A 13,863-nucleotide genomic window follows, 5' to 3' on the forward strand; every position below is an offset into this window, starting at 1 on the left:
GCGGACCTACGGGTTGGGTCTCAACCCGGCGCGGCGGCTCATGACGAGGCCGTCGCGTCGCCAGCAAGAGAAGCAGCATGTCCATGACCAAAACCGTGGCCGCCACCCTGGCGGTCGCCGCGCTGTCCGGCGCGGCCTCGGCCCAGACGCCGGTGCTCGAACCGGCCGCCCAGGCCTTCGTCGACTCCCTGGCCGGCGGCAAGCCGATCTACCAGCTGACCCCGACCGAAGCCCGCGCGGTCCTGTCGGGCGCGCAGAACATCCCGGTGGCCAAGGCCCCGGCCTCGCTCGACGACGAGGTCTTCCCGGTCGGCCCCACCGGGAAGGTGCGGGTCCGGATCGTGCGTCCGGCGGGCGTGACCGGCAAGCTGCCGATCGTGGTCCACATCCACGGCGGCGGCTGGGTGCTGGGCGGCGTCGACACCCACGAGCGCCTCACCCGCGAGATCGCCGTCGGCGCCAAGGCCGCGGTACTGTTCGTCGACTACGACCGCTCGCCCGAGGCGCGCTACCCGGTCGCCATCGAGCAGGCCTACGCGGCGACCGAGTACTTCATCGCCCATGCCGACAAGTACAACGTCGATCCCTCGCGCGTCGCCATCGTCGGCGACAGCGTCGGCGGCAACATGGCCGCGGCGCTGACGCTGATGGCAAAGGAGCGCAGGGGGCCGAAGTTCGCCCTGCAGGTGCTGTTCTATCCGGTGACCGACGCCAATTTCGAGACTGGCTCGTACAACACCTTCGCCGAGGGGCCGTGGCTGACCAAGAAGGCCATGCAGTGGTTCTGGGACGCCTACATCCCCGACGTGGCCACGCGCAGGCAGATCACCGCCGCGCCGCTGCAGGCCACGGTCGAGCAGCTCGCGGGCCTGCCCGAGGCGCTGGTCATCGTCGACGAGAACGACGTCCTGCGGGACGAAGGCGAGGCCTATGCGCGCAAGCTGACCCAGGCCGGCGTGCGAGTGACCTCCGCGCGCTACAACGGCGCCATCCATGATTTCGTGATGCTGAACGCCGTCGCCGACACCGCCGCGACCCGCGCGGCTATCCTGCAGGCCAACACGGCGCTCCACGCCGCGCTTCACGGGAAGTAGGCCGTCGACGCCGGGATGGCCCAGCCGTCCCGGCGCTCGCGCCTACGCGAAATGGGGGGGCGCGACAGGCCCGATCGTGTGAAGGCCGGGGGCGTCGGCGGCGGTAAATTTGGCTCATGACGCAGTCCTGGACCCGCCACCCCGATGGAGCCGCGCGCGCCGCCGCGTGGGCGCTGGTTCCATGACCGCGCTTTTCCGAGCCCTGGAGCAGGACGAGTGCGGCGACCTGGTCGACCTGGCGGCCGAGGCGGTCGTCGTCACCGATCCGGCGGGCGTCGTCCGCTACTGGAACCCGGCGGCCGAGCTGCTCTACGGCTGGCCGGCCATGGCGATGGTTGGGCTGAAGCTCTGCGAGCTGGCCGAGAACCGCGAGCTGCACCGCGAGGAATGGGCGCTGCTGGTCCGGGAGGGCGCCTGGGAGGGCGAGGTCCGGCGTCTGGGGGCGGGCGGAACCGCCGTCGCCGCGGACGTGCGGCGTACCCTGAGACGGCATCCGAACGGAACGTTGCGGGACGTGGTGGAGTACGGCCAGGCCGCCCGTTCGCACCCGCACTGGAGCGCCCTCGACGCCAGAGCCGAACTCAGGCGAACGACCGCCGCGTGCTGGGAGCTCGACACCGTGGCGACCGCCGCCAGTCCGGGCGCGGAGGGGCGGGTGCTGCTCGACGCCTGCCGGATCATCGACGTCAATGCGCGCACGGTCCGCGTGTTCGGCGGCTCGGCCGAGCGCGAGCAGATGATCGGCCGCCCGCTGACCGACTTCTGGCCGGCCGAGAGCCGGGACGACATCGCCCAGCTGATCGCCGACGCGTTGAAACGTCCAGTCGGTTCACCGCTGGTCCGAACGCTGGGCCCCTACGGCCTGCTGGCCGGGGCGATCGCGACGGCCTGGCGGTCGGCCGAGCCTGGCCGGAGCGACGCGCTGTTCCTGATGGTCAACGGCGCCGCCAGCGACGACCGCACGGCCTGGGAGCTGCGGGCCAGCGAAGACCGCTACCGCAAGCTGATCCATTTCACGCCTACGCCGCTGCTCTATGTCGACGCGCGCCGGTCCGGGGACGAACTCGCGCGGCTGCGAGCCGGGGGGGTCACCGACATCGCCGGCCACCTGGAAGACAACGCCCATCTGGTCGAGTTGGCCAAGGACATCGTGCTGGTCACCGAGGTCAACGAGGCGGCCGTGCGCCTGTTCGGGGCGCGTAACGCCGCCGAACTGATCCAGTCGGTCCGCTACCTGTTCTCGGCCACGCCCAAGATGGCCAACCGGGTGATGAAGGCCCACTTCGAGGGGCGGCGGAACTATGTCGAACAGGCCAAGATGCACACGTTCGACGGCCGGGTGAGAGACGTGGTGCTGTCGGTCACCTATCCCGCGCCGCCGGAGTATCTGGATACGACTTTCATCACTATCGAGGACGTCACCGAGCGCCTGTGGACCGAGGCCGAGCTTCGCCGGCTGCAGGCCAACTTCGCCCATGCCGCCCGCCTGTCGACGCTGGGCGAGCTGGCTGCCTCGGTGGCCCACGAGGTCAATCAGCCGCTCTCGGCGATCATGACCAATGCCGACACCAGCCTGCGTTGGCTGAACCAGGAGCAGCCCAATCTCGACAAGGTGCGTATGCTGACCGAACGCATCGCCGCCAGCGCCGGCCGCGCCAGCCAGATCATCGAGCGGATCCGCGGCATGGCGATGAAGCGCGAGCCCGAGCGGACGCGGCTCAATCTGCGCGCCACGATCGAGGAGGCGGTGCTGATCGCACGCCACGAGATCGAGGCCAAGGGCATCGCCCTGACGCTGGCGCTGGAAGACGACCTGCCCGTCATCCACGGCGACCGGATCCGCCTGCAGCAGGTCGTCGTCAATCTGCTGATCAACAGCCTGCAGGCCATCGATCATCACGGTCCGAAGCGGCGGGAGATCCGGCTGGCGGCTGCGCCGACGGACTCCGGGGTGACGATCCGCATCCACGACAGCGGGCCGGGCATCGCCGCCGAGCACCTGGCCAGCGTCTTCGACAGCTTCTTCACCACCAAGGACGGCGGCATCGGCATCGGCCTTGCGATCTGCCAGTCGATCATCACCGAGCACAGCGGAACGATCTCGGCGGGCAATCACGACGCCGGCGGGGCGATCTTCACGATCTTTCTGCCGCTCGACCATCCGCAGGCCTGACCGGCCGGCTACTCGGCGGCGTAGGCCCGCCAGCCGTGCGCGCGGCGCCAGGCGTGCGGCGGCGCGCCGTAGCTGCGGTGGAAGAGACGGGTCAGGTGCGGCTGGTCGCTGAGGCCGCAGGCCAGGGCGATGTCGCTGATCGACTGGTCGGTCTCTGTCAGGAGCTGTCGCGCACGCTCGAGCCGCAGCGCGATGACATAGCGCGAGAACGACTGGCCGAACGCCTTCTTGAAAGCGCGCGAGAAGTGGCTGCAGCTGACGCCGATGAGGCCCGCGGCCTCCTTCAGGCGCAGGGGCGCTTCCAGGCGGGCCTCGATGTGGGCCTTCAGGCGGTTGACCTGCCAGGGCGCCAGGCCGCCCCGGTGGATCGAAGGAGGCGGTTCGCCGCCGACCATCCTCAGGGCGCTGACGATCTTGCTGCGGACGCCGTGCTGTTCGGGGGGCAGATCGCCCAGGACGTCCGCCAGAAGGGCGGCCAGGCCGGGGGAGGGGCCGTTCGGCGTTTCGGTGAAGTCGGTCGCTGGCTGCATGGCGGCGTTTCCGTGGCTGTCTTCCGGTCGCCGCCCCGGGGCGGGCGGTGACTGGAGATCACGGTAGGAGCGGCCGGGACGGCGATCGATCCGGGTGAAGGGCGGGCCGACCCTATGCCGGCGGATAGGGTCGAGCGGCGTACGGACTATCGCGACAGCGCTTTGATCTGCTCGGCGACGAAATCCGAGAAGAGCCGCGCCCGCGAGGGCTGGAAGCGGCCGAAGGCGTGCAGGATGCGCAGCGGTACGGCGGGAAGGGGCGCATCGGCCATGACGACCTCGAGGCGTCCGGCCCGGATGTCCTCGTCGACGGTCCAGCGCAGCAGCTGGGCGACGCCCACGCCGTTGATCGCCGCCGATCTCAGCGCGAAGCCCGTGTCGCAGTCGAGAACGCCTTCGGGCGAAAGCACCGCGCCGTCGGCGAAACGTATGGGAAAGGGCTGGCCGCCCAGGCGGTAGCGGACGTGACGAGCGGCTGAAAGCGCCTCAAGGCTGCCGGGGCGTCCATGGCGATCCAGATGCTCGGGCGAGGCGACCAGCACCATGGGCGCCGGGTCCAGCGGCCGCGCGACCAGGTCGACGTCCTGCACGTGGCCTGCTCTGAGGGCGAGGTCGTAGCCTTCCCGGACCAGATCGACATGGCGGTCGCTCATGTCGAGCTCCAGGTGGACGCCAGGATGGCGGCGCATGAAGACGCGGGTCAGCGGATCCATCAGCAGCCGGCCAAGATCGGTCGGCAGCGAGACGCGCAGACGGCCTTCGGCGGTGGCGGGGCGGACGGCGTCCTGGGCCTCGGTCAGCGCGCGCAGCAGCGGCGTCACCCGCTCGAAATAGGCCGCGCCTTCGAGGGTAGGGCTGACCGTGCGCGTCGAGCGGACGAACAACCGCACGCCCAGGCGCCGCTCCAGCCGCGCGACGCTCTTGGACACCGAGGACGGCGTCGCGCCCGCGCGCCGGGCGGCGGCGCTGAACGAGCCGGTTTCCACGGTGGCGATGAAGGCCGAAAGGCCGGCGGCGTTGTCGAGGGGATCGAACATCTGGGCCACGATGGAACAGGGGCTGTGCCGCCGGCTTGTCTTATCCGATCACCGATCGAGGCCATCTGCGGCGTCGCATTCAACGACGACGCGCGGAGGCGCAAAGACAATGGACATCCTCAAGAACAAGGTCGCGCTGATCACCGGCGGCGCCAGCGGCATCGGGCTGGCGTCGGCCAAACTCTTCGCCGAGGAAGGCGCGCACGTGATCGTCACTGGACGCCGCGCCGAGGCGGTGAAGGCCGCCGTCGCCGAGATCGGCCCGCGCGCCTTCGGCGTCGTCGGCGACGTGGCCGACATCGCGCATCACGAGGCGGTGGCGCAGGTCGTGCGCGAGCGCTTCGGCGGCCTCGACATCTACATGGCCAACGCCGGCGCAAACACCATCACCCCCTCGCCGCAAGTCTCGGAGGCCGAATACGACGCCCAGTTCGCGATCAACACCCGAGGCGTGTTCTTCGGCGTCCAGAAGGTGGAGCCGCTGCTGCGCGACGGCGGGGCGATCATCCTGACGAGCTCGATCGCCAGCGGAAAGGCGCTGGACGGTCATGCCGCCTATGCCGGCTCGAAGGCGGCGCTGGAGGCGTTCGCCAGGGTCTGGGCGCTGGAGCTGAAGGCCCGGGGAATCCGCGTCAATCTGCTCAGTCCTGGCCCGACCGACACCGCCATCCTGGAGAAGCTGGGCGTGGCGCCCGACCAGCGCGACGCCTTCGAGGCCGGGATGGCGGCGCGGATCCCGCTGGGCCGCATGGCGCGCCCCGAGGAACTGGCCCAGGCCGCACTGTTCCTCGCCTCGGGGGCCAGCAGCTTCATCACAGGCGTCAATCTGAAGGTCGACGGCGGCATGACCCTGGTCTGAGCCCGGGGCGCTAGCCGCCTAGACCTTGGGAGGGGGCGACCTGACCCTTCCGCTGGATGGGCGGCCGGGGCGGGCCGGCGCATCGTCAGCTGGACGAGGCATCGGCCTCGAACCCACGGAGATATCCATGCGCAGTTCCCTCAAGGCCATGACGCTGGGCCTGATCCTGGCGATGTCCGGCGCCGCCGCCCAATCCGCCACGCCCGCCGCCAGGCCGACCATCGTGCTGGTGCACGGCGCCTTCGCCGACGCCTCGGGCTGGAACGGCGTGGTGGCCAGGCTCAGCCGCGACGGCTATCCGGTGATCGCCGCGGCCAACCCGCTGCGCGGCCTGAAGTCCGACGCCGAGGCCCTGTCGGCGCTGGTCAAGTCGATCCCCGGGCCGGTGATCCTGGTCGGCCACTCCTACGGCGGCGAAGTGATCACCGAGGCCGCCAGCGGTCGAAACAACGTCTCGGCCCTGGTCTATGTGGCGGGCTTCCTGCCGGACGCCGGGGAGTCGGCGGTCACCCTGTCGGGCAAGTTCCCCGGCAGCACGCTGGGCGGCGTCCTGGCTCCGGTCGCGCTGCCGGACGGCGGCCAGGACCTCTACATCCAGCCCGGCAAGTTCCACGCCCAGTTCGCCGCCGATACCGACGCGGCCACCGCCGCGCTGATGGCCGCGACCCAGCGTCCGGTGACGCAGCAGGCCCTGTCCGACGCGGCGACCACGCCGACCTGGAAGCAGCTGCCGTCCTACGTGATCTACGGAACCGCCGACCGCAACATCCCTGCGCAGGTCGAGCGGTTCATGGCCGAGCGCGCCAAGGCCCGGAAGACCGTCGTGGTCGAAGGCGGCTCGCACGCCCTGATGGTGTCGCAGCCCGACAAGGTGGCCGCCCTGATCGAGGAAGCGGCCTCGGCGCGCTGACGGGGAGGAGACGCCCATGCCCGCGGATCAAGCCGGCGCGCCCGAACGGGACGTCATGGCCTATGACGTGGTGATCGTCGGGGCCGGCCCCTCGGGGCTGGGCGCCGCCATTCGCCTGAAGCAACTGGCCAAGGCCGCCGGCGTCGAGCTGTCGGTCGCCTTGCTGGAGAAGGGTTCGGAGGTCGGCGCCCACATCGTCTCGGGCGCGGTGATCGACCCAGTCGGCCTGGCCGAACTGTTTCCCGACTGGAAGCAGCTCGGCGCGCCGCTGGAGACGCCGGTTTCGTCCGACCGGTTCCTGCTGCTGGGACGCAAGTGGTCCTTCGAGATCCCGATGTGGCTGATGCCGGGGTACGTCCACAACCACGGCAACTACATCGCCTCGCTCGGCGCCCTGTGCCGCTGGCTGGCGGCGCGGGCGGAAGAGGCGGGCGTCGAGATCTATCCCGGCATGGCCGCCTCGGAGCTTGTGCTCGACGCGACGGGCGCGGTGAAGGGCGTGGTCGCCGGCGTCTTCGGGATCGGTCGCGACGGCGCGCCGGGCCCCGCCTATCAGCCCGGTGTCGAGCTGCACGGCCGCTACGTGATGATCGGCGAGGGCGCGCGCGGCTCTCTGGCCAAGCAACTGATCCAGCGCTTTGGCCTGGACCAGGCCAGCGAGCCGCAGAAGTACGGGCTTGGCGTCAAGGAGCTCTGGCAGGTGCCGGACGCGGTCTTCAAGCCCGGCTTCGTGCAGCACACCCTGGGCTGGCCGCTGGACGACGCCACCGGCGGCGGCAGCTTCCTCTACCATTTCGGCGACCGCTACGTGTCGGTCGGCTTCATCGTGCACCTGGACTACCGGAACCCGTGGCTGTCGCCGTTCGACGAGTTCCAGCGCGCCAAGCACCATCCCGCCATCGCCAGGCACCTGCGCGGCGGCCGGCGGATCGCCTATGGCGCCCGGGCGGTGATCGAGGGCGGCTTCCAGTCGACGCCGCGGCTGTACTTCCCCGGCGGCGTGCTGCTGGGCGACGCGGCCGGATTCCTCAATTTCCCCAGGATCAAGGGCAGCCACAACGCCATCTCCAGCGGCAAGCTGGCGGCCGAGGCCGCCTTCGCCGCCCTGCAGGAGGGGCGGGGCGGCGACGCCCTGGCGGAGTACGAAGAGGCCTATCGCGGCTCGCGGATCTGGCGCGAGCTGCACACGGTCCGCAACGTCAAGCCGCTGTGGTCGCGGTTCGGCACCCTCTTCGGCAACGCCCTGGGCCTGGTCGAGATGTTCACCACCCGGTTCGGCGGCTTTTCGTTCTTCGGCACGCTGAAGCACGGCAAGACCGATGCGGCGGCCACCGGCCTGGCCGTCGACCATCGGCCGATCGGCTATCCCAAGCCTGACGGCGTGCTGTCGTTCGACAGGCTGTCGAGCGTGTTTCTGTCGAACACCCATCACGAGGAAGACCAGCCGCCGCACCTGCATCTGAAGGACCCGTCGATCCCGATCGAGGTCAACCTGCCCAGGTACGGCGAGCCGGCGCGGCTCTACTGCCCGGCCGGCGTCTACGAGGTGCTGTACGACGACCAGGGCGCCAATCCGCGTTTCCAGGTCAACTTCCAGAACTGCGTCCACTGCAAGACCTGCGACATCAAGGATCCGTCGCAGAACATCACCTGGACCACGCCGCAGGGCGGTGACGGGCCCAACTATCCGAACATGTGAGGGCAAGATGGGCCAGGGTCCGATCCGGATATTGCTGCAGACCACGATCCCCCCGACCGCGGAAGACTGGTCCATCGCGCGCTTCAGCCTGCTCCGCGACCTCCTGGTCGGCGCCGTCGACGGAGAGGGAAGGCCCCTCTACGCGGTCGAGGCGCGTGATCGCGGGCCGACGGGGGCGCCCGATCCGGTGCTGTCACGCCTCGACGAGAGCGCCTTCGACCAGCTGTGGCTGTTCGCCGTCGACGTCGGCGACGGACTGACCGAGGACGATTGCGCCGCCGTCTCGCGCTTTCGCCAGGCCGGCGGCGGCATGCTGGTCACGCGCGATCACATGGACCTGGGGTCGTCGGTCTGTACGCTCGGCGGCGTGGGGCCGGCGCATCACTTCCACAGCCGCAATCCCGAGCCCGACCCCAGCCGGCACGTGCGCGACGACGAGGAGACCCAGGCGATCTCCTGGCCGAACTACCGGTCGGGCGCCAACGGCGACTACCAGCTGATCCGGCCGCTGGCCCCGATCCATCCGGTGCTGGTCGATCCCGCCTCGCCGACCGGGGCGCTGCGGCATCTGCCCGCCCATCCGCACGAGGGCGCGGTGATCGCGCCCGAAAACGCGAACGCCCGCGTCATCATGACGGGACGCAGCCGGACCACCGGCCGCGACTTCAACCTGGCCATCGCCTTCGAGGGCGGGGCGCATGGCGGCCGGGCGATCGCCGAAAGCACCTTCCACCACTTCACCGACTACAACTGGGACCTGTCGCGGGGCTGTCCGACCTTCGTGTCCGAGATCCCCGGCGACGGCATGGCCCGCGAGCCGCAGGCGCTGGCGGATACGCACCGCTACGTGCTGAACGTCGCCGCCTGGCTGGGCCGGCGGCCCTAGAAGCGGCGGGGCGGCGCACGCCGCTCCGCCATCGCTCACAGTTCGATGATGCCGCGACGCGCCGCCACCGTGACGGCATGGGTCCGGTCGGACACGTTGAGCTTGGTGAAGATGGCCTTCAGGTAGCCCTTCACCGTCTCCTCCGAGATCCCCAGCTCCCAGGCGATCTGCTTGTTGGCCTTGCCCACGGCGACCAGCTGCAGGACCGTGACCTCGCGCTCGCTCAGGCCGTCGTCGAGGATGTGCAGGGCGATCTCGTCGGCGATGTTTCGATGCAGGTAGCGACGGCCCTGGCTGACGTTGTGGATCGCGTCCAGCATCTCGGTGCGCAGGCTGCTCTTGAGCAGATAGCCCATGGCGCCGGCCTTCAGCGCGCGGACCGCCTGAACGTCGCCGTCATAGGTGGTCAGCACCACGATGCAGGCGCTGGGGTGCTCGGCGCGGATCGCCCTGATCGCCTCCACGCCGCCCATGCCGGGCATCTGCAGGTCCATCAGGGTCACGTCGGGCTGCAGGTCGCGGTACTGCACGATGGCCTCGACGCCGTCGCGCGCTTCGCCCACCAGCTGCATGTCGGTCCGGTCCTCAAGGATCGCGGCGACGCCCTCGCGAAGGATCGGGTGATCGTCGACGACGAGGATGCGGATGGGACGCGAACTGGTCTCAGGCAACGGGGGCTCTCCCGATAATGCGAAGTAGGGACGATAGCCGCGAGCGGGCCGACGCCTTGTCGGCATAGGCCAGTCTCGCGGGGACTTTGATGCTTATCTCGGCGCCGGCGACGGCGCGGTTGGTCACCGACAAGACGCCGCCGATCCGCTGGGCGCGCTCGCGCATGCCCATCAGGCCGAAGTGGCCGGGCTTGTGCCCCCTGGCCACGACCTCGTGGGGGATGCCCACGCCGTCGTCGCAGATTCGCACGCCCAGCTGATGGCCCGAGAAGTGGATCGACATGTCGACGCTCTGGGCCTTGGCATGGCGCGCGATGTTGAACAGCGCCTCGCCGGCGATCCGGCCGATCTCGGCGGCGACCAGCGGGTGCACGGCGCGCGGCACGCCGTCGGTGACGATGTGGACGGGGATGGGCGGGTCGAAGCCCGCCGCCGCGCCGCGTTCCTCCAGGATGGCGGCCAGGTCGCCGGGGCTTTCGGCCACGCGCAGGTCGCGCACCCGGTTGCGGCCGTCGACGATCACGTCGTCCGCGCGCTTCAGCGCCGACTCCAGCAGGTCACGCGACTGGTCCTCGGGGGGCATCTTGTTGGCGATGGACTGGAAGCGCAGCACCAGGCCCTGCACGCTCTGCAGCAGGGTGTCGTGCAGTTCGCGGGCGATCCGCTCGCGCTCGCTCAGCCGCGCCTCGTGACCCACGTGGATGCGTTGTTCCAGTTGCGCCAGCCGCAGCCGATAGAACACCCACAGCAGCCCCAGGGTCACCGCGACGCACAGCGCCAGGAACCAGGGCGACTGCAGGAAGGTCGGCGGGATGTCGAAGGTCACGGTCGCGCCCGTCCGGTTCCAGACGCCCTCGTTGCTGGCCGCGATCACCTGGAAGCGGTACTTGCCCGGCTTGAGGTTGGTGTAGAAGGCCTGACGCCGCGCGCCGGGATCCACCCAGTCCTCGTCGAAGCCCTCCAGCTTGTAGCGGACCTCGACCTGCCTGGGGTCGGCGAAGCTGAGCACGGCGTAGTCGATCTCGATGCTCGACGTCGCCTTCTTCAGGTGCAGCGTCGCCGGATCCCGATAGAGGCGGTCTGCGGCGGTGACGGACCGGATCGCGACGCCGGGCGCCAGGTTCGTGCGGGCGATGCGCCGGGGATCCATCCAGAGCGTCCCGGTCTCGGTCGCGATCCACAGCCGCCCGTCGCCGCCTTCGACCAGCGAGCGCTGGCTGTGGGAGTGCGGCCGGCTGGTCAGGCCGTCGCCAAACCCCAGGGTCAGCGCGGGCCTGGGCGGCGCGTGACTGGCGAAGGCGCGCTCCAGGTCCTGGGGCGCGATCCGCACCAGGGCGCGGGGATAGGCCAGCCAGGTGTCGCCCTCGCGAGACTGGACCACGCCGCTGATGCGGCCGCGCAGGGGCGTACGGTCGGCGGGGATGGCGTCGGCGCCGCTCTCGTGGAACCGCGCCAGCCCGAAGGCGCCGGCCGCCAGCACGGCGCCGTCGGGCGTGGGCTGGAGCGTCACCGCGGTGGCGTCCCGGCCGAGCTCCAGCGGCGCGAAGCGCGGCGCCGAGCCGTCCAGCCAGGCCAGCCGGCGCAGCGCCCACTGCAGCACCAGCCGCCCCCGGGCGTCGCGCACCATGGTCATGGGATGGAAGCGCTCGCCGTCGGGCTGCTGGAACATGGCGTCCCACCGTCCCTGGCGGTAGCGCAGCAGGCCGCCGGCGGCGGCGGAAATCCAGTAGTCGCCCTGTGCGTCGAAGGCGCAGTCGTAGATGATGCTGTCGGTGTCCGGGCGGTCGAAGGTTCGCACCGTCCGGCCGTCCTTCCAGACCATCACGCGCGTGGCGAAGGCGATCCAGATCGCGCCGTCGGGGGCCTCGCACAAGCTCTGCGGCTCCTGGACGCCGCGCAGGATCGGCCTGGGATCTCCGCCCGGCGCGATCCGGTAGACGGCGTCGGCCTGGCCGACATAGACGCTGCCGTCCGAGGCCGACAGCAGCTTGTCGCCGAAGGCGGCGGGGCGGGTCAGAGAGGGCTCCGACCGCACGGTCGCCGGCCGCAGCTTGTCCAGGCCCTTCTCGGAGCCGACCCAGATGTTGCCTTCCCGGTCTTCGAGGATCCTGGTGGCGAGGTCGGAGGACAGGCCGTCGCGCCCATGCAGCGACTCGATCAGCGGGGACCGGCGCGACGCGGGCGCCGAGGCGGCGGCCACGCGCTGCACGCCGTCGTATCGGGTCGCGATCCACAGGTTCCCCGCCCGGTCGAACATCGGCGCGCCGCGGATCTGGGCGCTGTCGGTGCGATAGGCCGGGCCGGGGGGAGGCGATCCCTGTCCGTCCCGACCGGTGAGGGGATAGCTCCCGTCCTTCGCGGACAGCCAGACCCGGCCTTCGGGATCCCGCGACAGCATGCCGTTGGCGCGCGGCGTTTCACGCACGACCTCGAAGCGCGCCGCGCCGGGGCGCAGGCGAACGACGGAATTGCTGAGCGACACCCACACCGCGCCGTCGGCCGCGACCAGCAGGCTGAGCGCGTCGTCGCGCGGCAGGCCCTGGGCCGCGTCGAACCGGCGCCAGCGATTGTCGCGCACCTGCAGCAGCTCGGCGTCGAACCGCGCGGTCATGGCCCAGATCGCGCTGTCCTTGCCCTCGGCCATCGCCACGACCCGGTCGGACGCGGCGGGCAGGGGAGAGACGCGGAGCGCGCCGTCCCGGTAGACGGCGAAGCGGCGGGAGTCCGCGAAGCTGACCCAGACGTCGCCGTTGCGCGCGACCAGCAGCGCGCTGGGCGGGTCGTTCTGATCGAGCCCGGCCTCCACCGCGATCCGTTCGAAATTGATGCCGTCGAAGCGGAACAGCCCCGCGCCCGTGGCGAGCCAGAGATAGCCGTCGCGGCCCTGCGCCATGTCCAGGACCGGGGCGGGGGCCTCGCCCTCTTCGGTCCATCTCTGGTGCGTGTAGTGGGCCAGCCGCCGTATCTGTTCGGCCGCGGCGGCCGTCACGGGGTGCAGCAGCAGCACCGCGATGATGACGGCCTTGATCGATCGCACGGCAGGTTTCCGCAGTTTCCCGACTCCAAATTCCGGAGCAGGCCTACTTGCCGCTTTTATCGCCCCTGCTGGCAAGCCCCAGTTGGGGGTGCGCATCCCCCTCGGACAGGGCGCGGCGGGGGGATGTGCAGGTATGGCCCGGTCAGGCGCTGTCCAATGCGCACTTACGTCACCGACGGGGCGCCAGGGTCCGACTACCTGACCTGCTCTAACCTAGGCGATCTGACAATTTTCTCCGAGTAATAGGCGCCGGATGGTGAAATCCGGCGCCTATCGTTTCTCTTAATTCATTGATTTTATCTGGGGTAGTCGCATGCAGTATTCCCGTAGATTGGAGGCCAGTCGGTGGATCCAGGCAGAGCTGCGACGTAATTCCTGAGCAGGGAGATCGGAGATATTAGGGCGGCTGCGTTGTGTTTGTTGTTGATCGAGTTGGCGATGCTCTTGTTCAGGAAGGGCGAGCTTGCGTTGAATCTTGGTGTCGGCGCGGAGAACTTTCCACCGATCAGACCGCCAGCAGCGCCCGTTGCCAAGCTCCATCCCGCACTACTGAGAGAGAGGGAATTGGGATCACCGCACGGCCCGAAGCCGGGGGACGTCGTAGGCGGGGATCAAGGCCATGGGCTCGCGTTCGCCGCCGTCGGCGGCGAGCCAACGGGCCAGCTGACGGAGTGCGACAGGCGCACGGATCATGCGATCGTCTCGACGGGCGAGGATGTGCGGGGTGGCGGCGGGGTCGACCTCGACGTCAAGATCGAGGGCGCGGGCCGAGCCGTCGCCGTGACGCTCGAGGCTTGTCGGTCCCAATCGTTCGACGCGATCAAGAACGAGACGGACCGGCGCATATCCAGCGCCGCGCAGAGCCGCTAGCGCCAGATAGAGCTTTTCCTCGTAGTCGATCTCGAACTTGGCCATGGCGCCGCCCCTCCCCAGAAGCCTCGCCATGGGACGCCCCGAACCTGAGTCC

At 70.1% G+C, this 13,863-nt stretch carries 11 protein-coding genes; 6 read left to right on the plus strand and 5 right to left on the minus strand.

Annotated elements, in window-relative coordinates; genetic code table 11:
• The first annotated feature begins 77 nt into the window (after positions 1–77).
• Positions 78–1,094, plus strand: a complete 1,017-nt coding sequence (locus C1707_RS16210) for an alpha/beta hydrolase (protein WP_101715957.1) — start codon at positions 78–80, stop codon at positions 1,092–1,094.
• A 181-nt stretch (positions 1,095–1,275) separates the two neighbouring features.
• Positions 1,276–3,267, plus strand: a complete 1,992-nt coding sequence (locus tag C1707_RS16215; RefSeq protein WP_101715956.1) for a PAS domain-containing sensor histidine kinase — start codon at positions 1,276–1,278, stop codon at positions 3,265–3,267.
• An 8-nt stretch (positions 3,268–3,275) separates the two neighbouring features.
• Here C1707_RS16215 and C1707_RS16220 read toward each other — a convergent pair whose 3' ends face one another.
• Together C1707_RS16220 and C1707_RS16225 are read right to left on the minus strand one after the other, a co-directional pair.
• Positions 3,276–3,797 carry a helix-turn-helix domain-containing protein gene (locus C1707_RS16220; RefSeq protein ID WP_101715955.1) on the minus strand — a complete coding sequence of 174 codons (522 nt, stop codon included), beginning with the start codon at positions 3,795–3,797 and terminating at the stop codon, positions 3,276–3,278.
• A gap of 146 nt (positions 3,798–3,943) precedes the next feature.
• The gene (locus C1707_RS16225) at positions 3,944–4,834 is read right to left on the minus strand and encodes a LysR family transcriptional regulator (RefSeq protein ID WP_101715954.1); all 891 of its coding nucleotides are present in this window, start codon (positions 4,832–4,834) and stop codon (positions 3,944–3,946) included.
• A gap of 109 nt (positions 4,835–4,943) precedes the next feature.
• Here C1707_RS16225 and C1707_RS16230 point away from each other — a divergent pair, with 109 nt between their 5' ends.
• The 4 genes from C1707_RS16230 to C1707_RS16245 all read left to right on the plus strand — a co-directional run bounded on the left by C1707_RS16230 (position 4,944) and on the right by C1707_RS16245 (position 9,188).
• Entirely contained in the window at positions 4,944–5,693 is a 750-nt protein-coding gene (locus C1707_RS16230; RefSeq protein WP_101715953.1) for an SDR family NAD(P)-dependent oxidoreductase, read from the plus strand.
• A gap of 127 nt (positions 5,694–5,820) precedes the next feature.
• Positions 5,821–6,603, plus strand: coding sequence for an alpha/beta fold hydrolase (locus C1707_RS16235; protein ID WP_101715952.1), 783 nt, complete (start codon positions 5,821–5,823; stop codon positions 6,601–6,603).
• Between the two features lie 16 nt (positions 6,604–6,619).
• Positions 6,620–8,302, plus strand: coding sequence for an electron transfer flavoprotein-ubiquinone oxidoreductase (locus tag C1707_RS16240; RefSeq protein ID WP_205686776.1), 1,683 nt, complete (start codon positions 6,620–6,622; stop codon positions 8,300–8,302).
• A 7-nt stretch (positions 8,303–8,309) separates the two neighbouring features.
• Positions 8,310–9,188, plus strand: a complete 879-nt coding sequence (locus C1707_RS16245; protein WP_101715951.1) for a hypothetical protein — start codon at positions 8,310–8,312, stop codon at positions 9,186–9,188.
• 35 nt (positions 9,189–9,223) lie between these two features.
• Here C1707_RS16245 and C1707_RS16250 read toward each other — a convergent pair whose 3' ends face one another.
• The 3 genes from C1707_RS16250 to C1707_RS16260 form a co-directional block, all read right to left on the minus strand.
• A complete protein-coding gene (locus tag C1707_RS16250; protein ID WP_101715950.1) occupies positions 9,224–9,859 on the minus strand; it encodes a response regulator in 636 nt (211 codons plus the stop codon).
• On the minus strand, positions 9,852–12,896 hold the full coding sequence (locus C1707_RS16255; protein WP_101715949.1) for a sensor histidine kinase: 3,045 nt from the start codon (positions 12,894–12,896) through the stop codon (positions 9,852–9,854). The genes C1707_RS16250 and C1707_RS16255 overlap by 8 nt, the downstream gene beginning before the upstream one ends.
• Positions 12,897–13,466: 570 nt before the next feature.
• Complete coding sequence (locus C1707_RS16260; protein WP_145998507.1) at positions 13,467–13,811, minus strand: hypothetical protein; 345 nt, start codon at positions 13,809–13,811, stop codon at positions 13,467–13,469.
• Between the last annotated feature and the right edge of the window lie 52 nt (positions 13,812–13,863).

Origin of the sequence: Caulobacter flavus (assembly GCF_003722335.1) — a bacterium.
Lineage (GTDB): Bacteria > Pseudomonadota > Alphaproteobacteria > Caulobacterales > Caulobacteraceae > Caulobacter > Caulobacter flavus.